At 66.2% G+C, this 19,817-nt stretch carries 18 protein-coding genes; 9 read left to right on the top strand and 9 right to left on the bottom strand.

The window, feature by feature from the left end; genetic code table 11:
* The first annotated feature begins 334 nt into the window (after positions 1–334).
* The gene (locus tag BEP01S_RS02280; RefSeq protein WP_062240161.1) at positions 335–1,729 is read left to right on the top strand and encodes an NAD-dependent succinate-semialdehyde dehydrogenase; all 1,395 of its coding nucleotides are present in this window, start codon (positions 335–337) and stop codon (positions 1,727–1,729) included.
* Between the two features lie 224 nt (positions 1,730–1,953).
* Here BEP01S_RS02280 and BEP01S_RS02275 read toward each other — a convergent pair whose 3' ends face one another.
* Complete coding sequence (locus BEP01S_RS02275) at positions 1,954–2,637, bottom strand: ribonuclease FAU-1 family protein (RefSeq protein ID WP_062240159.1); 684 nt, start codon at positions 2,635–2,637, stop codon at positions 1,954–1,956.
* Between the two features lie 182 nt (positions 2,638–2,819).
* On the opposite strand from BEP01S_RS02275, the gene BEP01S_RS02270 reads away from it, so the two are divergent.
* On the top strand, positions 2,820–4,064 hold the full coding sequence (locus BEP01S_RS02270; protein ID WP_062240156.1) for an MFS transporter: 1,245 nt from the start codon (positions 2,820–2,822) through the stop codon (positions 4,062–4,064).
* Here BEP01S_RS02270 and BEP01S_RS02265 read toward each other — a convergent pair.
* Genes BEP01S_RS02265 through BEP01S_RS02255 form a run of 3 tightly spaced genes read right to left on the bottom strand, consistent with a single transcriptional unit; the run spans position 4,006 to position 5,383 of the window.
* Entirely contained in the window at positions 4,006–4,440 is a 435-nt protein-coding gene (locus tag BEP01S_RS02265; protein WP_062240153.1) for a winged helix DNA-binding protein, read from the bottom strand. The two genes, BEP01S_RS02270 and BEP01S_RS02265, sit on opposite strands and share 59 nt — an antisense overlap.
* On the bottom strand, positions 4,437–4,778 hold the full coding sequence (locus tag BEP01S_RS02260) for a DUF6204 family protein (protein ID WP_062240150.1): 342 nt from the start codon (positions 4,776–4,778) through the stop codon (positions 4,437–4,439). The genes BEP01S_RS02265 and BEP01S_RS02260 overlap by 4 nt, the downstream gene beginning before the upstream one ends.
* The gene (locus BEP01S_RS02255) at positions 4,775–5,383 is read right to left on the bottom strand and encodes a TetR/AcrR family transcriptional regulator (protein ID WP_062240148.1); all 609 of its coding nucleotides are present in this window, start codon (positions 5,381–5,383) and stop codon (positions 4,775–4,777) included. Before BEP01S_RS02255 ends, BEP01S_RS02260 begins: the two co-directional genes overlap by 4 nt.
* A gap of 204 nt (positions 5,384–5,587) precedes the next feature.
* On the opposite strand from BEP01S_RS02255, the gene BEP01S_RS02250 reads away from it, so the two are divergent.
* The 3 genes from BEP01S_RS02250 to BEP01S_RS02240 are packed head-to-tail and all read left to right on the top strand — an operon-like array spanning position 5,588 to position 9,761.
* The gene (locus tag BEP01S_RS02250) at positions 5,588–7,195 is read left to right on the top strand and encodes a class I adenylate-forming enzyme family protein (protein ID WP_062240145.1); all 1,608 of its coding nucleotides are present in this window, start codon (positions 5,588–5,590) and stop codon (positions 7,193–7,195) included.
* Positions 7,196–7,230: 35 nt separating this feature from the next.
* Positions 7,231–8,559, top strand: a complete 1,329-nt coding sequence (locus BEP01S_RS02245) for a beta-ketoacyl-[acyl-carrier-protein] synthase family protein (RefSeq protein ID WP_062240143.1) — start codon at positions 7,231–7,233, stop codon at positions 8,557–8,559.
* Complete coding sequence (locus BEP01S_RS02240; RefSeq protein ID WP_062240141.1) at positions 8,556–9,761, top strand: acyl-CoA dehydrogenase family protein; 1,206 nt, start codon at positions 8,556–8,558, stop codon at positions 9,759–9,761. The genes BEP01S_RS02245 and BEP01S_RS02240 overlap by 4 nt, the downstream gene beginning before the upstream one ends.
* A 110-nt stretch (positions 9,762–9,871) precedes the next feature.
* Here the strand turns inward: BEP01S_RS02240 and BEP01S_RS02235 are convergent, their stop codons facing one another.
* The 4 genes from BEP01S_RS02235 to BEP01S_RS02220 all read right to left on the bottom strand — a co-directional run bounded on the left by BEP01S_RS02235 (position 9,872) and on the right by BEP01S_RS02220 (position 14,125).
* Complete coding sequence (locus BEP01S_RS02235) at positions 9,872–11,260, bottom strand: dihydrolipoamide acetyltransferase family protein (protein WP_062240138.1); 1,389 nt, start codon at positions 11,258–11,260, stop codon at positions 9,872–9,874.
* Positions 11,260–12,333 carry an alpha-ketoacid dehydrogenase subunit beta gene (locus BEP01S_RS02230; protein WP_157070489.1) on the bottom strand — a complete coding sequence of 358 codons (1,074 nt, stop codon included), beginning with the start codon at positions 12,331–12,333 and terminating at the stop codon, positions 11,260–11,262. The genes BEP01S_RS02235 and BEP01S_RS02230 overlap by 1 nt, the downstream gene beginning before the upstream one ends.
* Positions 12,330–13,436 carry a pyruvate dehydrogenase (acetyl-transferring) E1 component subunit alpha gene (pdhA, locus tag BEP01S_RS02225; protein WP_062240135.1) on the bottom strand — a complete coding sequence of 369 codons (1,107 nt, stop codon included), beginning with the start codon at positions 13,434–13,436 and terminating at the stop codon, positions 12,330–12,332. Before pdhA ends, BEP01S_RS02230 begins: the two co-directional genes overlap by 4 nt.
* Positions 13,437–13,606: 170 nt before the next feature.
* Positions 13,607–14,125 carry a YqeB family protein gene (locus BEP01S_RS02220; RefSeq protein WP_244882023.1) on the bottom strand — a complete coding sequence of 173 codons (519 nt, stop codon included), beginning with the start codon at positions 14,123–14,125 and terminating at the stop codon, positions 13,607–13,609.
* Between the two features lie 107 nt (positions 14,126–14,232).
* On the opposite strand from BEP01S_RS02220, the gene BEP01S_RS02215 reads away from it, so the two are divergent.
* Together BEP01S_RS02215 and BEP01S_RS02210 are read left to right on the top strand one after the other, a co-directional pair.
* Positions 14,233–14,868 carry a TetR/AcrR family transcriptional regulator gene (locus tag BEP01S_RS02215; RefSeq protein ID WP_244882022.1) on the top strand — a complete coding sequence of 212 codons (636 nt, stop codon included), beginning with the start codon at positions 14,233–14,235 and terminating at the stop codon, positions 14,866–14,868.
* Between the two features lie 135 nt (positions 14,869–15,003).
* Positions 15,004–16,950 carry a hypothetical protein gene (locus BEP01S_RS02210; protein WP_062240132.1) on the top strand — a complete coding sequence of 649 codons (1,947 nt, stop codon included), beginning with the start codon at positions 15,004–15,006 and terminating at the stop codon, positions 16,948–16,950.
* A 241-nt stretch (positions 16,951–17,191) separates the two neighbouring features.
* On the opposite strand, the gene BEP01S_RS02205 is transcribed toward BEP01S_RS02210, so the two are convergent.
* A complete protein-coding gene (locus BEP01S_RS02205) occupies positions 17,192–17,647 on the bottom strand; it encodes an Lrp/AsnC family transcriptional regulator (protein ID WP_082019056.1) in 456 nt (151 codons plus the stop codon).
* A gap of 404 nt (positions 17,648–18,051) precedes the next feature.
* Here BEP01S_RS02205 and BEP01S_RS02200 point away from each other — a divergent pair, with 404 nt between their 5' ends.
* Both BEP01S_RS02200 and BEP01S_RS02195 read left to right on the top strand, forming a co-directional pair.
* On the top strand, positions 18,052–18,828 hold the full coding sequence (locus BEP01S_RS02200; RefSeq protein ID WP_039211591.1) for an electron transfer flavoprotein subunit beta/FixA family protein: 777 nt from the start codon (positions 18,052–18,054) through the stop codon (positions 18,826–18,828).
* Between the two features lie 11 nt (positions 18,829–18,839).
* Positions 18,840–19,817: an electron transfer flavoprotein subunit alpha/FixB family protein gene (locus BEP01S_RS02195; protein ID WP_062240129.1), complete on the top strand. Its 978-nt coding sequence runs from the start codon at positions 18,840–18,842 to the stop codon at positions 19,815–19,817.

Genomic DNA, 19,817 nt, shown 5'->3' with positions numbered 1-19,817 from the left:
CGTTTCGGTCCCCTGATCCGATCGGCAGGGATCGAAACGGTTCCCCTCGCCGAGGCGGGTTTATCCCCGGCCGGGGTCGGCGTTTCCTCGTCTTGGGAGGCCTTGGGGGTGATTCGGTTTTCGTCGTGAATGATTCGGAATCCGCACCGCCTCGGCGATGGTGGTCTCGGGCGTTCGGAACTGATGAATCCCCCAGGTTTCGGCACTTGTTGCGCGGGTCACGTATTGATAGCGTGGGTGGCAGGCATACGCATTCCGTCGATTCGGGCGGCAAAGAGGTATGCAATTGCTTCAGCGGCGCCAACAGGCGCGCACAAAGTCAAAGGAGTCTGGAATGAGCAACGTAGGCAGTTCTGCAGGCGGCTACCGTGTCGAGAACCCGGCCACCGGTGAAGTCGTCGAGAAGTTCGACAATGCCACCGACGAAGAGGTCCAGCAGGTCCTCGAATCCGCACACAAGGGCTACCTGAGCTGGCGCGAGAAGACGATCGAGGAACGCGCAGCGATCGTCAACAAGGTCGCCGCTCTCTTCGGCGAGCACAAAGAAGAGCTCGCGAAGATCATCGCTGAGGAGATGGGCAAGCCCACCGCGGAAGGAGAGGAAGAGGCCGAATTCTGCGAGGAGATCTTCAACTACTACGCCGACAACGGACCGAAGTTCGCCGCCGATGAGCCGATCGAATCGATGTCGGGCGGCAAGGCCTTCATCCAGCGTCGCCCGGTCGGTGCGCTGCTGGGCATCATGCCCTGGAACTTCCCGTACTACCAGGTCGCCCGCTTCGCCGCGCCGAACCTCGTGCTCGGCAACACGATCATCCTCAAGCATGCGGAGATCTGCCCGCGCTCCTCGGCGAAGATCGCCGAACTCATGAAGGAAGCCGGCATTCCCGAGGGTGTGTACAACAACATCTACGCCACTCATGAGCAGATCGAGACGATCATCGCTGATGACCGCGTCGAAGGTGTGTCCCTGACCGGTTCCGAGCGCGCCGGATCGGCCGTGGCCGCAACCGCCGGCAAGCACCTGAAGAAGGCCGTGCTCGAGCTCGGCGGCTCCGACCCGTACATCGTCCTCGACACCGATGATATGAACGAGGCCGTCGACACCGCATGGGGCACCCGCCTGTACAACACCGGCCAGGTCTGCAACGCGAACAAGCGGATGATCGTCATGGACGACATCTACGACGACTTCGTGTCCGGACTGACCGAACGTGCCCAGTCCTGGGAGAAGGGCACCCCCGCCGAGGCGGGCGACGGCAAGTACTCGCCGCTGTCCTCGCGCTCGGCCGCAGAGAATCTGCGCAAGCAGCTCGACCGCGCCGTCGAGCAGGGTGCGACTCTCGTCGGCGGCGAACTCGCCGCCGACGGTTCGGCCTATGTCTCGCCGGCCGTGCTCACCGGAGTCACCTCGGAGATGGACGCCTACCGCGAGGAGCTCTTCGGCCCCGTGGCCACCGTCTACAAGGTCAGCAGCGATGACGAGGCACTGGCCCTGGCCAATGATTCGCGCTTCGGCCTCGGCGGCGCGGTGTTCGCCAAGGACGAGGAGCGTGCCGCGAAGCTCGCTCAGCGCCTCGATGTCGGCATGTCGAACGTCAACACCCCGGCCGGTGAGGGCGCGGAGATTCCGTTCGGCGGCACCAAGCGCTCGGGCTTCGGTCGCGAGCTCGGGCCCTACGGCATGGATGAGTTCGTCAACAAGCGCATGTACTACGTGGCTGACTGAGGCTGATTGGGCTGCGGCCCTCGCCGAGAAACGGGCTGAGCGTCGAGACACGCGTGTGCGCACGCGTGCCTCGGCGCTCAGCCCGTTCTTCGCTGTTTTCGTTGATCGCAGGGAGATTCAGGCGAGGAAACCACCTCGGATCGACCAGGTAATCGATGGGGAAGCAGCACGCGGGGCGGGATTCGCGCTCTCCGGGCGGCTCAGTCCGCACTTTTCGCGCTGATTCAGCTCTCGAAGTCCCAGCTCGTCTCGGCGGGCAGGTCCGGCATCGGCCAGGCGGGATCCGGCCGGAAGTCCGGATAGTCCGAGTCGAAGGGGAAGGCCCAGGCGCGGATGTCCTCGATGGCTGAGTCTGCGGCCGAGCGGATGCGCTCGACCTTCTCGTCGGAGAACATTCCGACCTCACGCGCGAACTCGAGTTCGTCCTCGTCCTTGAGGTGGAAGGTGCCGTCTGCATCGACGACGATGTCGAGGACGTGGTCGGAAGTGAGGATTCCGCCTTCGAAGCGGGTGAACGGTTCCTCGAGGTTGACGTAGAAGGAGTCGCGACGAACAGAGTTCGGGTTCGCGAAGAACCACACCGAATAGTCGGTTCCCGGTTGGAAGACGGCGACGATGCCCGGTCCCTGCCACCGTTTGAGGCCCTGGGCCCGAGGGGCGCCGAACCGGGCGGGACCGTCGGCCGTGCGGATTCCCGAACCGTCCGCGAGCACATGGTGGAGCATCCTCGTTCCCGACTCCAGCCAGACGGCCAAGTGCCTCTCGTCATCGGCGATGACCGTGACGGGGCGTTGGTCGTACAGGCCGGGGTGTGCCGGATTCGTGTAGGTCCACAGGATATGGTCGCCGCTCCGCCAGCTGTGCTGTCCTCGTTCGTTCCGTTCGTTCTGGCTCCCCGCTTCGCTCATGCTCTCATCGTCCCGGAACAGGGTGGGCGCGAGCCGTGAGCGGGGATTAACTGTGCGGTGGAAGCGGATTTTCGCGGTCACCGCGAGTGAGGGTCGTCGGAACCTCGACACTCGTCGACAGCCCTCACTAGCGTGTGTGGCGTCCCAGACTGCTGAGTGAACCGAAGAATGAGGCGAGGCGGATGCCGAGAGTGCTCGTCCTCGGGCTGTGCGCCGGCTACTTCCTCGTCCTCCTCGATGTGACAGTGGTCAATGTCGCCCTGCCTCAGATCAATTCGGACCTTCAGGCAGGGCAGTCGGGAATGGCTGGGGTCGTCAACGCCTACACCATCGTTCTCGCGGCGCTGCTGCTGCCGTTCGGAGCGATCGGGGATAAGTGGGGTCATCGCAGGGTCGTCGTCTTCGGGTTCCTGTGCTTCTTCGTCGGCTCACTGTCCTGCTCGCTGTCGCCGACGATCACGCTGCTGGTCGCCTCGCGAGCGATCCAGGGCGCAGGAGCTGCTGCGACGATGGCCGGGACCCTCGCGATGCTCTCCGAATCGGCTGCGGACGACCGCGAGCGGAGCAAGCTCGTGGGACTCTGGGCCGCACTGGGCGGAATCGCTCTCCCGCTGGGTCCTCTGCTGGGCGGGCTGCTCGTCGACGTCGGCAACTGGAGAGCCGTCTTCTGGCTCAATCTGCCGGTCATCCTCCTGGCGCTCGTGCCGATCATCGTCCATTCCTCTCGGTCGACGGCACCCGGACCACGAGACGACCAACTGCCCGCAGCCGGTGGAGTGTCCGAGTCCTCGAACCCATCGCGAGTACGACTCACCATTGCCTGCATCATCGCCGGACTGCTCAACTTCTGCGTCCTCGGGTCCCTGTTCTTCCTCACCCAGAACTTCCAGGACGTTCGCGGGCTGAGCCCGTTCCAGGCCGGGCTGGCCACACTGCCGGCGCTGCTGCCGCTGCCGTTCTTCGGGGCACTGTCCGGAACGATCAGCAGCCGCCTCGGGGTCTGGGCGACGAGTGCGCTGGGCCTCATCGTGGGCGGTGTGGGCCTCGGGCTGATGGGGCTGACCGTCTCAGCACCGAGCCTGTGGGCGCTGTGGACCGCCCTTGTGGTCTGGGCGATCGGTGTCGGGGTCCTCATGCCGGCGATCGTGGCGGCGGGGATGCACGCGCTGCCGCAGAGGCCGGGATTCGCTTCGGGAGCGGGAAGCACCGCCCGCAATGTCGGAGGCGCCGCCGGCGTGGCGGTGTTCGCGGCTCTGCACGACGTCGAGACCGGAGTGCTCATGGCTGCGGCCGGCGCCGCCATGGTCGCTGCCGCAGTCGTCTGCATCCAGGGGCAGCGGCACAGGGTTCAGTCCTCGACTGCGCCCCTCACCTCGAAGAAGCCGAACGGTCCGGTCCCACGCTCGCGATCACCTCACTCGGGCTGAGCCCGGAGTCTGTGAACCAACGGGCGGCCGCCTTCTCGGCGATGCCCTCGGCCTGATCGATGAGGTGGCGTCCGCTGTCGGTGAGGATGAACTCTCCGGACTCTGCGCGGGAGAGCCAGCCGAGCTTGACGAGAGGGCCGCTGGAGCGGATGGCCTGCGACCGAGTCTCCCCCATCGCCTCGGCGAGGTCCTCCCTGGTCAGCCCCTGCGGCTGTGCTCCGATGATGCGAAGACGGCGGAGGTCTGTGAAGCTGAGTCCCACACGCGAGAGTGCGGTGCCGATCGCGGTTTCCAGGGAACCCGTTGCCGAGGCCAGAGCCAGTGCGGCCTCGAGGTTCGGTTCGGAAGCGGAGTCTGCAGTCCCATCCGGATTCATGACCGTGCCCTCGGGCGCACCTTGAAGTCTTCGACGCAGACGGCAGAGACGCTCGTGATCCTGCCGCCCAGGCTGCGTGCGGCGAGGTCGGCGACGGAGAGCTCCTCGGCTCGGATGTTCGCCAGCGTCTCGGCGTCATCGCGGTCCGCCTCATCGCTGGTGACGAGGAATCGGTGTTGATAGTTCACGAGCTCAGGAGTGTAGAGGAACGTCCCCTCGGGGGAGAAGCTCGCGGAGAGCATATCGTGATCGGCCTGTGCCGCACGGAGGCTGCGGCGCTGTTCCTCGGCGAGTCCGGCGAAGCGGCCGCGAACGGTGATGCGGAAATTCCAGGTCATTGTGGAGTCTCCTCGGCTCGGGTGGCGTGGTCGAACAGGGCGATGATCTCGCCTGCCTCGATGCGGGGGTGGGCGGGAACTGCCGTGTCGAGGACGGAGCGCAGCGACAGGGCCATCGTGATCGGGTCGAAGTCGCGCATCTCGCCGCGACGCTGACCGTCCTCGAAGAGGGCTACGAGATCGGCCACCGATTCGATGGCGCGCTCGCCATAGGACGGTGCCGCCGCGGCGGCCCTGCTGAGGTAGCCCACAGCCGCGATGATGGCCGCGGCCCGTACCGGTTCGCGACGACAGTAATCGATGTGAGCGGAGATATAGGCAGCGAGCCGGTCATTGGCCGACCCCGGCGAGTTGAGCGTCCCTTCGAGTTCGGGACCGAGATCCTCGACGACGAACTGCACGACCGCGGCGGCGAGCTCGTCCTTGTCGGAGAAGTTCCCATGGACCGCGCCGCGGCTGAATCCGGCGTTCTCCGCGACCGCGATGAGAGAGGTGGCGCGGACTCCCTGGCCGGCGAAGAGCATCGCCGCCGATTCGATGAGGCGCTGCCGGGTGAGTTCCTGGCTCTCTCGACGCGTCAGTCGAGGTGTGGGTGAGTCGGTCATGGAATCAGAATACAAGACAGTATCCGAATACTGCAAAGTATCTCAAAGGCAGGTCGTGGTGAGGCGACGTCGACCACGTTGTACTGTGGGAACGGCCGGTGCGGTGCGTCGATGTGCCGACTCGGTGCTTCGGCCCCGACAGAGCGGCTACGGTGCTTCGGTGCCGATGGCCCGAAGGAATGCCGAGAACCTGGGAGGTCCGATTTGCCGATCACTGCGACGATCCTCGAGGTGGCGCTCGAACGCCCCGATCAGCCCGCGGTCGTCGGGGCCGAGGCTCGGCTCACCTATGCCCAGCTCATCGCAGATTCGCGCACGATGTTCGCCGCCGCCTCCGCCATCCATGCCGAACAGACCGAGCCGCCGGCGCCTGCTCCCGAAACCCAGGACATCCCGATCACGGCAGTGAGCCTCACCTCGGCGTTCGAGACCTCCCGCATCATCGCGGGTCTCGCCGGCTTCCGCGCGGTCTCGGCCACCATCGACCCCCGCTGGCCGCTCGAGCACCAGGTGGGAGTCATCACGACCACCGGAATCGGCCTCGTCATCAGCGATTCGACCGACCTCGCCGAGGCGCTCGCCGCCGCCGGCTGGACCGGAACCGTCATCACCGCAGCCGACTTCCGTGCCCGCGAAGCCGCCATCGACCCAGCAGACACCGCACCGCCGAGCGACCGCGAGGCGTCCGAGCCTTTCCTCATGCTCTTCTCCTCCGGCACGACGAGTAACCCGAAGGCCTTCATCAAGACCCGCCGGCAGTACCGCGACAACGTGGCCGTGTCCTCGGCCCACCTCGAACCCTCCGCCGGAGTGGCCACCCTCGCCCCCGGCCCCGTGTCCTACAGCCTCACCCTCTACGCCGTGATCGAGTGCCTCGCCACCGGCGGCAGCGTCCACGTCGCCGACGACTTCGACCCCTTCACCATGGGCTCGCGCATCGCCGACGAAGCCATCACCCGCCTCGTCGCCGTGCCCGCCGTCGTCAAGGCCCTCGCCGAGGCGGCCCGCCGAACACCGGAGAACTTCCTCGGTCTCGACCTCGTCGTCACCGGAGGAGCGAACCTGCCCGCATCGATCCGTTCGGCACTCGCCGATGTCCTCCCCGGCGCGCGGCTGATCAGCTACTACGGTGCCGCCGAAATCGGGTTCATCGGCGACAGCCGCGACGGTGACGGCACCTGGATCTCGATCTACGACACCATCGGCGTCGAGGTCCGCGACGACGCGGGGACCCGCCTGCCCGATGGAGAGATCGGCACGGTCTGGATCAGGGCTGCCGCCTGCTCTGACGGCTATGTCACCGGCACCACCGACGCTCAGCTCCGGCGCCCCGACGGCTGGGCCACGGTCGGCGACCAGGGACGAATCGACAACGGACTCCTCCAACTCGCAGGACGGGCCGGTGACATCGCGATCACCGGGGGACACAAGGTCTCCCTGCCCGAGGTGGAGCGGGCGTTCGAGAACTTCGACGGTGGACTCGGCGACGGGCCCGACGGTGGAGCTGTGCGTGTCGGCCGGCGCCGCCTCGGCGAAGTGTGCGCGGTCGCACTGCCGGATGACAGCCTCGGCAGCGTCGTTGCCCTCGTTGTCGAACCAGACTCCGCGGGCCACGGCTTCGAGGACGGGACCCCCGATTCGGGAACACCCGCCAAAGCCACGCTGCTCGCCCATGCCCGCTCGCGGCTGGCCCCGCAGTTCGTGCCGAGACGGTTCTACTTACTCGACCGGCTGCCGCGGACCGTCGGCGGGAAGATTCGACGCCACGAAACCGTTGACTTGGTCATGAGTGGAAAGGCACAGCGACTGTGAACGCCTCCTCGAGCAGCCGGCACGGGACGGATGGCATGCGCGACGTCGTCATCACCGGACTCGGCGCCATCACTCCGAGCGGTCAGAATCCCGAAGCCCTCTGGCAGTCAGTGCGGGACGGCATCAGCGCCATCGACGTCCTCGCAGGGGAGCGGTTCGACGACCTTGCAGTGCGGATCGGCGGGCAGATCACGGACTTCGACGCCGAGGCGGTCCTGCCCCGGGCGCTCGCCCGCCGTCTCAGCCCCGTCCAACACTGGGCCATCGCCGCCGCCGACCAAGCTCTGCGCGCAGGCGGAATCGAAGCCGCGGCCGAAGAACTGCCCTGGGACCGCGACCGCACTGCGGTCATATCGGCCACCGGTTCCGGGCCCGTCGACGCCATGCAGGAGGCCACCCGTGCCCTCGATGCAGACGGCCCCAGATCCGTTCCGCTGACCCTGTCCATCCACGGGGCGCCGGACTCCGCGGCCGCGCTCATCAGCCAGCGCTTCGACCTGCGCGGACCTGGACAGGGAGTCTCGGCGACGTGCGCCTCCGGGGCGATCGGCCTCGGCGAGGCGATGCGCCGCATCCGCCACGGCTACGCCGACGCCGTGCTCGTCGTCGGCATGGAGGACTGCCTCGGTCCGGTCAATCTCGCCTCGAACGCGAACATGCGCGCGCTCGCCGCCGGATACGAGGACGATCCGGCCGCTGCCAGCCGTCCCTTCGACCGGGTCCGCAACGGCTTCGTCATGAGCCAAGGTGCGGCCGCGATCCTCCTCGAATCCGCCGACTCCGCGGCCTCACGTGGGACGACGCCGTTGGCCGAGCTCGCCGGATTCGGTGCCGCCAGCGATGCCCACCACCCGACGAACCCGCATCCGCAGGGACGGGGAGCCGCCTCGGCGGTGGTCCAGGCTGTGAGCGATGCTGGGCTGGAACCCGGCGATATCGACCACATCAACGCCCACGCCACGGGCACACCGGCCGGCGACCGAGCCGAACTCGCAGCCTTCGACGCCGCCCTGGGGGTGGTCGGACGGACGATTCCGATCTCGGCGACGAAATCGACGACGGGGCACCTCCTCGGCGCATCGGGGGTCGTCGAGGCGATCATCGCGATCATGTCGATGCGTGATCAGACGCTGCCCCCGACGCTCAACCTCGACGACAACGAATTCCCCGACTGGGACATCGTCGCGGGTCACCCCCGTGAGATGGGTGGTGAACCGAACCTCGCCGAGGCGGCCGTCGACACTGTGCTGTCCACGTCGTTCGGCTTCGGCGGGCACAACGGCGCGATCATCCTGCGCCGCACCGCGCAGACCGCGACACCCTCAGCAGAAGCGACCGACCCCTCGACGAAGGAGAGAAGATGACCGACCGTGAGACACGTGTGAGTGAGCTCGCCGCGCGATACCTGCCTGCTGATGTGCTCGAACGATTCCGCGAGCGAGCCGACGTCTATGACCGGGAGAACCGATTCTTCGACGAGGATCTCGCCGAACTGGGGGACCTCGGCTATCTCACCCTCTTCGTGCCCGAATCCCACGGCGGACCCGGGCTGAGCCTGTTCGAGGTCACCCGACTGCAGCAGCGGTTGGCCTCGGCGGCCCCGGCGACGGCTCTCGCGATCAACATGCACCTCATGACCACCGGTGTGGTCAAGGCGATGGCCGACCGCGGCGACGACTCGCTGAACTGGGTGTTCGACGAGGTCATGGCCGGTGAGATCTTCGCCTTCGGCATCTCCGAGCCGTCGAACGACTGGGTCCTGCAGGGTTCGAACACCGAGGCGGTGCCGACGCCCGATGGCGGATACGAACTGACCGGGGTGAAGATCTTCACCTCGCTGTCTCCCGTGTGGACCAGGCTCATCGTCCATGGTGCAGTGGCCTCCGATGACGACGGGATCGCCGGTCCCGATGCGGACGAGCCCGCCGAGGGGCGGCTCGTCTACGGCTTCATCGAACGCGATGCACCCGGGATCACGGTCTCCGACGAGTGGGATGTGCTGGGAATGCGGGCCTCGCAGTCGCGGGCGACGATCCTCGACCACGTGCCGATGAAACCCGAACGGGTCTCTCGGGTCATTCCTGCCGGTAAGCATCCTGACCTGCTCACTTTCGCGATCACGAGCAACTTCCAGCTGCTCATCGCCGCCGTCTACGCCGGAGTCGCGGCCCGTGCGCTCGAGCTGGGCGCCGCCGGACTGCACAAGCGGAAGTCCGCAAAGGCCGGCGTCACCTTCGCCGAGGTGCCCGAGGCCCGGGCACGCCTGGCCGATGCCCACCTCGACTTCATGCCCGTGACGGCGATGATCGACGCCTACGCTCGGGACTTCGACGACCTCATCGACCACGGCGCCGGCTGGCCGCTGCGTCTGGTGGGGGCGAGGATCAAATCCGCAGAGGCTGCCCGCCGCAGCGCCGAGACCGCGCTGATGTGCACGAGCGGAAGCGGGTTCGGCAACAAGCACGAACTCTCCCGCCTCTTCCGCGATGCCACGGCCGGGCTCTTCCACCCGCCGAGCGCGGATGCGGCCCGTCCGATGTACGCGGCTGCGCTGCTCGACGGGTAGGGAGTTCGGTCCGCCGCTCGTTCAAGGCGAAGCGCACTTGTCGAAAGGTGTACCCCACGAAAAGTGCGCTGACGCTTGAACGACACCGAGGCGACCCTCGCCGGATGGCCTCAGAGCTCGGGGAGCAACGAGATCGGGTTCTCGATGCAGTCGGCGACGAAGGTGAGGAACTCGCTCGGTTCCTGACCGTCGCACGCCCGGTGGTCGAAGACGAACGACAAGTACATCACCTTGCGCACAGTCAGCTCGCCGTCGACGACCCACGGCCGGTCCTTGATCCGGCCGAGGCCGAGCATGGCCACCTCGGGGAGGTTGATGATCGGGGCCGAACCGTCGACGCCGAACACCCCGTAGTTGTTCAAGGTGAACGTGCCGCCGGAGAGCTCGGACGGATCGAACTTCCCCGAGGCGGCCTTCCCGACGGTCTCGGACACGGAGTCGCGCAGCTGCCGCAGGCTCATCTCGCTGGCCCCGTGGACGACGGGAACCATGAGCCCGCGCGGGGTCTGTGCGGCCAGGCCGAGGTTGACGTCACCGTGGGTGACGATCTCGCCGGCGGCCGTATCGATCGAGGAATTGATGATCGGATACTTCTTCAGCCCGGCCACGACGAAGCGAGCGACGAGGGACAGCAGCGAATACTTCTCACCCGTGCGCGCCTCGAGCGCGCGCTTCGTGTTCAGCAGCTCGGTGGCGTCGACGTCGAGCCAGATCGTCGCCTCGGGGATCTCCTGCCGCGACTTCGTGAGGCGTTCGGACACGACCTTCCGCAGCCCCGTGATCGGGGTCCGAGTATCGCGGTCGGTCTGGCCGACAGGTGAAGGTGCCCCCGCCGAGGCGGCTCCCCGTTCCGTGCCCACGTGTGGTTGGTCTGCCGGTGACGTCCCCGAGGGGACGTGGACAGCGGCACCTGACCCGGATTCGACCGCGGCAAGCACATCGGCTCTCGTCACGACCCCGCCGGGACCCGAGCCGGCCAGGTGCTTGGCGCTGATGCCGTGGTCCTTCGCGAGCTTGCGCACAAGCGGGGACGACACAGGGGAGACCTGCTCGGCTGGCGGCTGTGGAGGAGCGTCTGGGACGACGGCCGGAACAGCGGGTGCTGCGGCGGCGCGCTTGCCGCCGAACGAGCGCTTCTTCGCCGATCGGGTCTTCGGCTCCGATGTACCGTAGCCGATGAGGTTCGCGCCGCTCGACTCGTCGGAGCTGCCGTCTGCGGACTCGGCTCCCGCGCTCGCGCTCGCCTCGGCGACGGAGAGCAGGGCCTGACCTGCGCTGACGGTGTCTCCGGCGTTCGCGTGGAGGCTGACGATCCGTCCAGCGTAGGGGCAGGGGAGTTCGACGACGGACTTCGCGGATTCGACCTCGACGACCATCTGATCGACGTGGACCTCGTCCCCGATCTCGACCTTCCAGGAGATCAGCTCCGCCTCGGTGAGGCCTTCGCCGAGGTCGGGAAGGATGAACTCGCGCGTGCCCGTATTCAGATCAGCACTCATCACAGCTCCCAATCCCAGGACTCGAGCGCATCGAGCACGCGTTCGACGGTGGGCAAATAGAACTCCTCAAGCTTCGGCGACGGATACGGCACATCGAATCCAGCGACCCTCAGGATCGGGGCCGACAGGTGGGTGAAGTTGCGTTCGGTGAGGCGGGCGGCCACCTCGGCGCCGTATCCGCCGAACTGCGCGGCCTCGTGGATGATCGCCGCGCGCGAGGTCTTGCGCACGGACTCGGACACCGTCTCATCATCGAACGGCGACAGCGTGCGCAGGTCGATGACCTCGATGGACAGTCCGTGCTCGGCCCCGGCCTCGGCGGAATCGAGCGCCGTCCGCACCGTCGGACCATAGGCGAGCAGGGTGACGTCGGTGCCCTCGCGGATGACCTGGGCCCGATTCATCGGCGCCGTCGTCACCGGCAGAGACAGGGTCTCCTTCATCCAGTACCGCGACTTCGGCTCCATGAACACGACCGGATCATCGGAGGCGATCGACTCGCGCAGCAGCGAATACGCATCGGCCGGATTCGACGGCGTGACGACGGTCAGACCCGGCGTCGACGTCCAATAGGCCTCGGACGAGTCCGAGTGGTGTTCGACTCCGCCGATGTCGCCGGCATAGGGAATCCGGATCGTGATCGGCAGGCTGACCCGGCCTTTCGTCCGGTTCCGCATCTTCGCCACATGCGACACGATCTGCTCGAACGCGGGGTAGGCATAGGCGTCGAACTGCATCTCGACCACCGGGCGCATGCCGTTCATCGCCATGCCGATTGCGGTGCCGATGATGCCCGACTCCGCAAGCGGGGAATCCCAGACCCGGTTCGACCCGAATTCGGCCCTCAGTCCTTCGGTGACGCGGAAGACCCCGCCGAGGCGGCCGACATCCTCACCGAAGACGAGCACAGTGTCGTCGTCGGCCAGAGAATCGCGCAGCGCCTGGTTGAGGGCCTTCGTCATCGTCACCGATGATGGGGCAACCGCGTCATCCCTCGCCGAGGCGGCTGTGGCCGTTTCGCCGTTCACCGCGGTCTGATCGGTGGTGGGGTCGGTTCCCGTTTCGACGCTCATGCGTGGCCTGCCGCTGCGAGTTCGGCCTCGAGGACCTGCTGCTGTTCGGCCAGGGCCGTGCGCGGGTTCGCATAGACGTGGGCGAAGAGCTCACGTGGGTCGATCTCGGCCTCGGTGTTCATGGCATCGCGCACGGACGCGGCCAGGGTCTCAGCCGCCTCGGCGATCTCTGCGACCGTCGAATCGTCGAGGGCACCGGTCGTTCGCAGATACTTCTCGAGACGGTCGATGGGATCGAACTGTTTCCAGTGCTCGACCTCCTCGGAGTCGCGGTACTTCGTCGGATCGTCGGAGTTCGTGTGCGACTCCATCCGGTAGGTGAGGCACTCGATGAGGGTCGGACCGTCCCCGTTCCGACCGCGCTCGAGTGCCGCGGCGACGGCGGCGAACACGGCGGCGACGTCATTGCCGTCGACGCGCAGGCCCGGCATTCCGTAGCCGGCGGCCCGGTCGGCGAGCATCGTCGCATTCGTCTGCTCCCGCAGGGGAGTGGAGATCGCATACTGGTTGTTCTGCAGGACGAATACCGTCGGGGTCTGCCACACGGAGGCGAAGTTGAACGCCTCGTGGGTGTCGCCTTCGCTGCTGGCGCCATCGCCGAGGAAAGTCAGAGTCGCGGCATCCTCGCCTTTGAGCTTCGCGGCCATCGCGAATCCCGTGGCATGCAGGGTCTGCGTCGCCAGCGGTGTCGCCGCAGGTGAGGTGTGATATTCGTGCGGATCGAAACCGCAGTGCCAGTCCCCACGGAAGGCGGCGAGGATCTCGGCGACGGGCACCCCGCGGGTCAGCAGCGCTGCCGAGTCACGGTAGGTGGGGAAGAGCCAGTCGTTCGGCGCCAGTGCGGTGGTGGCCCCCACCTCGGCGGCTTCCTGACCTGCTGCGGAGGGGTAGGTCGCGAGCCGACCCTGCCGGGTCAGGTGCGTGACCTGCGCTTCGAACCGGCGGACGAGGACCATCTGCCGGTAGAGACCGGTGAGGGTGGCATCGCTGGGGATCCGCAGCCCTTCGGTCGGAGTGTCGGTGAGCCGGCCATCTGCGCCGATGAAGCTGATCGGCTGCAGCTGGGGCAGTGAGCGGCCTGTGGTGGGAACGTCAATGGTCATGGCCCCATGGTGGCGTGAGCGGGGTCACGATTCCATGGCTTGTGTGCAGGTGAGGACGGGCGGCCAAACGTGTCGCGAACTCGGGACGAAGGGGCCTGTTCCGGCAGGCCGAGTGGACGTTTGGCTGGACTAGAGAAGGGGTGCCGTTCGAAGGGGAAGTGTCGTGGTCCTCAGATCTCGCCCCACCGGTAGCCACGGGAGGTGAAGGCCTCGGCGATCGCGGCCTTCTTGCCTTCGACATCACCTTTGAAGGCCTGATGCCCGCCTTCGGTGACGACGACGAGTTTGCCGTCGGCGAAGTATGCGGTCGAGAACGAAGCGCGGGAGATGTGCAGCGGGTGGTTGTCGTCTCGTCCGATGGTGATTCTGTGCTCGTCAATACGCAGGGGTGTCGTTGAGGATGCGATGAAGAAGGCGGCGATGAGCCCGAGCGCACCGCCGATGATCGGTCGGGCGATGACGACCCAGGCCTGGTCGAACCGGCTGAGTTTCTCGATGACGTCGCCGAAGGGGATCGGGAACTTCGCGGCAATCGATCCGAGAGCCGGGAGGAAGAATCCGAGCGCCACACCGATGCCGAGGCAGACGAGGCCGATGATGACGACGTCGGTCCGACTAGGTGCGAACGTCTCAGCGGCGTGGGGTTGCTGGGCGGTGGAGTCGTTCTTCTGCTGGGGCTGATCCATCATGTGCTCAATCCTCTGAGTCGTTTCCGGTACTCTATGATACCAAAGTGGAACAACGCTGTTCCACAAGTAGACTGCTCTGTGTCATCCACTGAGTCAGGGAGGGGGTTGTGCCGGTGCAGGGCATGCGTCGATTGGGCCGAGACGCCCTGGTCAGCGAGGCGCTGACCCAGCTTGCCGCGAAACCGCAGGCGTCGATGATCGAGCTCTCGCAGTCGATCGGGGTCGGCCGCACCACTCTCTATCGGCATTTCGGTGACCGGGAGGCGCTCGTCGGCGCGGTGGCCCGCCTCGGCGCCCGGCGATTCGGTGAGGCAGTCATGAAAGCCCGTCCCGGCGAAGGCACGGGGCTGGCCGCGCTCGAACGGATCTGTGCGGAGCTGTTCACGCTGCCCGATGTGCTCACTCTGCTCTTCGCCGACAACCCGATCATCACCGATGAGACCTTCGCCGAGGCGGCCGCCGAGTCCCGTACGGGCGATGGCCCTGGAGCCGCGGACGATGACGCGGAAGATGCCGGCGCCAACGCCGATCCGCTCGAAGCCGTCATCGCGAGAGGGCAAGTGGACGGCTCCATCGACGAGAGTGTGCCGATCGGATGGGCGGCCGCCTTCGTCTACCTCACCGTCGGCTCCGGGCACATCTACAGCGTGAGTGCCGGCGTCAACGATCCGACAGTGCGCGCCCAGTCGCTCGAGCTGACCCTCAGGGCGGTGCGCAGCACTTTGAGTTCGCCCGCAGCCTGAACCTGGGCGTTACCCGGCCGACGTTCGGAGTGTGATCTCGGCGAAGCCTTAGAGCCATGCCGGGGCGGTTAAGAGGCGGACGCGGTCGGACTTGTTACCGTTATTGCTTCAGTTCATCCTCGGCAGGAGCAGTGCGTGTCTTCTTTCTTCGACAGTCCCGAATTCCACGGTATGGCAGCGGGCGGCAACATCAGCCACAACCCCGGCATGGGTGATCGGATGATGCGAGAACTGGCACCGTTCCTCAAGGCTGAAGGCGTCGACATCGACGATCCGAATGCGGACTTCACCGAAGCCGAATTTCATGCAGCCATGGAAAAGGCACAGGGGGAATACAACCGACGTCTCTTCAATCCGACCGGTGCCCACCGCGGACTGGCGCTGGGGAAGCTGCGGTCCTTCGCCCTGGCCTTCGCCGAAGGCGATATCAAACGCGCCGAGGCTGTTGTGTCCTCCCTGCCCTCGGACCCCGAGGACTTCACCCCGAGCACCGCACAGGTGACCGGGGCCGCGATGGGCCTCGTCGACGAATGGTTCACCGACGAGACCCAAGGGCTCAAACTCGGCGGAGTGATGGCACCGAAGTGGCCGACGAAGAAGTCCCGCGCCGTGGCCCGCGACATCCTCGCCTTGGCACACAAGGGGCGCGTCGTCGACAGCCTCGACCGACTCATCAACAGCAACAGCGGACTTCCCGTCCTCGAAGGATCCATGCTCGCTGTGGCTGCAGCGGTCGTGCGCCTGACCAAGCGAGACAAGGTCTCAGCAGAGGAAGTCGTCGAGGATCTCATGCCCCTCGGCAGTTATCCGGAACCGGTTGCCGGCACTTACGGTCCGGCTGACCGAGTGGTCCAGGACGTCCAAGCAGTTCAGGATGACTCCGCTTCGGAACAGGACCTGCCGGAGTGGCTCGGCGGATCGAGCACGACCGGACAAGCGGCTGGTGCTGCCGCTGACCCGCAGGGCGTCGATGAACGAATGGACGAGGTCGAGAAGACTGTCTACGAGATGCCGCTCTACCGGCGCTTCCGCGACTGGCTGGCCGAGACCTACGACGATGTCGACGAGGACTCAGAGGTCTTCGACATCGCCCACCTACTCTTCTGCATCGCCGTGTCCACCCGCACAGATATCGACGAGCCGGAGGGAATCGACGACCTTCTCGATGTTCTCGAAAGCTTCGGAGCCGACGGACAGGAGGAATCCGAGAAGACCGATGGCGAATCGCCTTCGACGGTGATCTTCCTCGACAGCATCGAAGCCCTCGACAACTACCTCCGGTTCCGCATCGATACCGACGAGACCCCGGAGCGTTGGAGCGCCGCTCGCGCCCGAGTCGAGGTTGCGAGCATGCGCACCGATCCGCTGCCCTCGGCGCTCATGGCGACCGTCGAAGCCAATGCCCTGAACGAGGAGGAACTCGCGCAGCCCTTGCCGCACAACCGCCTCGTTGCGGGTGTGGCCGGCATCCTCGAATGGATCGGCGAATCCCGACAGGTGACCGGAACGGGACGAGTGAAGCGAGCAGATATCGCCGAGGCGGCCGGAAAGTTCGGCATAAACGCTGTCGGAGTCGCGTCGAACGCTCGGTACGAAGACGGCGTGAACTATGCGCGCAGCGCCGATGAGGTGCCCGTCCTCGAAGCGATGTGGGCCGTCATGCAGAGCGCAGAGATCATCGAGATCACCGGGACGAAGGTCCGACCCGCCGGAGCTGCCGACCAGTGGCGCTCAGGCGAGGTGAGCGCGGATACCGCACTGCCGGTCATCGGCGCGTTCATCTACGAACGGCTCCTCGACGTGGTCAACCTCGTCCCCGGAGAAGACTTTGCGGCCCCGGCGATCACGATCGCCCAGCGCCTCATCGAGATCATCACTCCCGACTCCGCACCCGAACGTCCCGAACTCGACATCGACGAGGAGCGTGCGGAGCGGCTCTCCACATTGCTGGCAGACGAGCTGCAGGAGCTCGCCGAGCTCGGACTCCTCAAGGCCGACGGTGACACGGTGACGGTGGAGCCGGTGTACCGACGCATCGTCGCCGGTGCCGGGCTCATGCTGCTCGCGGGACCGGCCGAATAAGAGTCGGGCGAAAAAGACAGGCTCAACCTGTTGTGCACTCCCGATCCCCGGGTTAGGCTAGCCTATGAGAATTACGCAACGCTGGTCTTTCCTAAGGTGGTTGACACGCTAGCTTGAAGTGTTGGATGCGGCGTGCGCGGTTCTCTCTGTTTCACGTCATGAAGCCCTCGGCGCAAATTCCGGCGCCGGGGGCTTCGCTCTGTCAGTGGTGAGTTGGGTCAGAAGTGAGTGGGGACGGTCTTCATCCCGCCCCGGGGCGGTGGCCCTCTGCCTCGTCGAGGATGAGCAGCGAACGGGAGGACACGACCCCCGGAACCTCATGGATGCGTCGCAGGATCACCTGCGACAGGGCCGTATTGTCCGGGGCATTCACGGTGACCAGGGCATCGATGTCCCCGCTGACGGCTTGGACCTTCTCGACGAACGGCAGGGCGGCCAAGTCTTCGCGGACCTGCGGCCAAGGGCGCTCGCCGATCTTGACGACGACGACCGCCGTCACGGTCATGCCGAGGGCCTCGCGGTCCACCTCGGCGGTGAACTTCCGGATCGCTCCGGACTCGATGAGCGTGGTGAAGCGCTTGTGCGCGGCAGAGCGGGAGATGTGGACGCGTTCGGCCAGTTGGCGCACGCTCAGCCGTGAGTCCTCGACGAGAGCAGCGATGATGCTGCGGTCGATGTCGTCGAGGTCGAAAGCCACGGGGCGCTCCTTCACCATTGATGTCTGCGTCTGATCTGTGACCTCTGCGTCATGCCTGCCCGGAAGCACTCGCGAGGAGGGGCGGCGATGCGCACCGGGAGGATCGGTCGGTCTGCACCCATTCTAGGGCCCCGCCTCGGCGAGGGGATGATCCCACGGCGACATTCCGTGGTCGACGACGGCGGAATCCGCCTCGGTGGGGGACATGTTTCCCTTACTGGACAAATTCTGTCGATCGTTCGTACAGTAACGGAGATATCTGTGGTGCCTACCACGTACCATGGGTGATGGACATGACCGGTTCCGACTGGACCCGGTCAACGGACGGAAATCAGTCACCTGTAGATTATGAGACGAAAGTCTCATTGCAGTTGGAGCTGCTTCACGAACCTAAGGAGACATCCTTGAAGATCGCGGTGTTGGTCAAAGAGGTCCCGGATACGTACGGCGACCGCAAGTTGAACTTGGAAACCGGGCTTGCCGATCGCGGCGCCTCGGAAGCTGTCCTCGACGAGATCGGTGAGCGTGCCCTCGAGGTCGCACTGACCCAGAAGGACAGCGACGGCGACACCGAGGTGACTGTCATCTCGATGGCGCCCGATACCGCGACCGCCACGATCCGCAAGGGTCTGGCCATGGGTGCCGACAACGCCGTGCATGTGGCCGATGAGTCGCTGGCCGGCGCCGATCTCGGTCTGACCGCCGAGGTGCTCGCCGCCGCTCTGCGCCGCGGTGAGTTCGACCTCGTCGTCACCGGCAACGTCTCCACCGACGGCAACGGCGGCATGATGCCGGCGATGCTCGCCGAGCACCTCGACTACCCGCACGTGACCGGCCTGTCGACCGTCGAGCTTGCCGACGGCAAGGTCTCGGGCACCCGCGGCGTCGAAGGCGGCAAGCAGCAGGTCTCGGCCGAACTGCCCGCCGTCATCTCCATCACCGAGGCGCTTCCCGAAGCCCGATTCCCGAACTTCAAGGGCATCATGGCTGCGAAGAAGAAGCCCTTCGAGGTCATCAGCCTCTCCGATCTCGACATCGATGCCGAGGACCAGTCCGTGGCCCGCTCGATCATGGTCACCGTCGCCGAGAAGCCGCCGCGCGAAGCCGGCGAGAAGGTCGTCGACGAAGGCAATGGCGGAGTCGAACTCGCCGAATACCTCACCAAGAACCGTCTGGCCTAAGGAGAATCGTCATGTCAGAATTCCCGCAGGATTCCATTCTCGTCGTCCTCACCGCCGATGCCGAAGGTCAGCTGGAGAAGCCGGCCGCCGAACTGCTCGGCGGAGCCGCTGAGATCGGCTCGCCCGTCGCTCTCGTCCTCGCTGCCGGCAGTGCCGATGCCGCTGCCGAGAAGGCTTCTGAGCTCGGCGCCGTGGCGACCCTGACTGCTGCTGTCGTCGAGGGCAACCTCGGCACGGCGGCCGTCGACGCCGTGGCCGCAGCCGCGGAGCTCACCGCTCCCGATGCTGTGCTCGTGCCCAACACTCTCGACGGTCGTGACATCGCCGGTCGCTTTGCGGTGCGCAGCGGATCGGCTGTGTCCGTCGACGCCACCGGACTCGAGCGCGACTCCGAAGGCATCGTGGCCAACCACTCTGTCTACGGCGGCGGCTACACTGCCTCCTCGGCTCCGACCTTCGGTGCTCCCATCGTCACCGTGCGCCTGGGTGCGATCGAAGCCCGCGCCGAAGCACAGTCCGCGAACACACAGGCCCTCGAGGTCGCCGATTCCGGCAAGCGCTCCGCCGCGATCGACTCGTTCGAAGCTGTTGTCGAGACCTCCTCACGTCCCGAGCTGCGCGGTGCGCAGAAGGTCGTCTCCGGTGGTCGCGGCGTCGGTTCGGAGGAGTCCTTCGAGCTCGTCGGCGAATTCGCCGATACCCTCGGTGCTGCCGTCGGTGCTTCCCGTGCGGCCGTCGATGCCGGTTACATCGCCCAGTCGCACCAGGTCGGACAGACCGGTGTGTCGGTGTCCCCGCAGCTCTACGTGGCGCTCGGCATCTCCGGTGCGATCCAGCACAAGGCCGGTATGCAGACCTCGAAGACCATTGTTGCGGTCAACAAGGACGCGGAAGCTCCGATCTTCGACATCGCCGATTTCGGCGTCGTCGGCGACCTGTTCAAGGTCGTTCCCCAGGCCATCGAATCACTGAACGAGAACAAGTCCTGA

It is taken from the genome of Brevibacterium epidermidis NBRC 14811 (assembly GCF_001570805.1).
Classification (GTDB): domain Bacteria; phylum Actinomycetota; class Actinomycetes; order Actinomycetales; family Brevibacteriaceae; genus Brevibacterium; species Brevibacterium epidermidis.
The sequence above is the reverse complement of the archived record's forward strand: the minus strand, read 5'-3'. Positions and strand labels throughout refer to the sequence as shown.

What these genes read in the sequence shown, in the direction of transcription:
- BEP01S_RS02280 (WP_062240161.1), top strand. Translation starts at nt 335, where the DNA reads ATGAGCAACGTAGGCAGTTCTGCAGGCGGCTACCGTGTCGAGAACCCG.
- BEP01S_RS02275 (WP_062240159.1), bottom strand. Translation starts at nt 2,637, where the DNA reads ATGAGCGAAGCGGGGAGCCAGAACGAACGGAACGAACGAGGACAGCAC.
- BEP01S_RS02270 (WP_062240156.1), top strand. Translation starts at nt 2,820, where the DNA reads ATGCCGAGAGTGCTCGTCCTCGGGCTGTGCGCCGGCTACTTCCTCGTC.
- BEP01S_RS02265 (WP_062240153.1), bottom strand. Translation starts at nt 4,440, where the DNA reads ATGAATCCGGATGGGACTGCAGACTCCGCTTCCGAACCGAACCTCGAG.
- BEP01S_RS02260 (WP_062240150.1), bottom strand. Translation starts at nt 4,778, where the DNA reads ATGACCTGGAATTTCCGCATCACCGTTCGCGGCCGCTTCGCCGGACTC.
- BEP01S_RS02255 (WP_062240148.1), bottom strand. Translation starts at nt 5,383, where the DNA reads ATGACCGACTCACCCACACCTCGACTGACGCGTCGAGAGAGCCAGGAA.
- BEP01S_RS02245 (WP_062240143.1), top strand. Translation starts at nt 7,231, where the DNA reads ATGCGCGACGTCGTCATCACCGGACTCGGCGCCATCACTCCGAGCGGT.
- BEP01S_RS02240 (WP_062240141.1), top strand. Translation starts at nt 8,556, where the DNA reads ATGACCGACCGTGAGACACGTGTGAGTGAGCTCGCCGCGCGATACCTG.
- BEP01S_RS02235 (WP_062240138.1), bottom strand. Translation starts at nt 11,260, where the DNA reads ATGAGTGCTGATCTGAATACGGGCACGCGCGAGTTCATCCTTCCCGAC.
- BEP01S_RS02230 (WP_157070489.1), bottom strand. Translation starts at nt 12,333, where the DNA reads ATGAGCGTCGAAACGGGAACCGACCCCACCACCGATCAGACCGCGGTG.
- pdhA (WP_062240135.1), bottom strand. Translation starts at nt 13,436, where the DNA reads ATGACCATTGACGTTCCCACCACAGGCCGCTCACTGCCCCAGCTGCAG.
- BEP01S_RS02220 (WP_244882023.1), bottom strand. Translation starts at nt 14,125, where the DNA reads ATGATGGATCAGCCCCAGCAGAAGAACGACTCCACCGCCCAGCAACCC.
- BEP01S_RS02195 (WP_062240129.1), top strand. Translation starts at nt 18,840, where the DNA reads ATGTCAGAATTCCCGCAGGATTCCATTCTCGTCGTCCTCACCGCCGAT.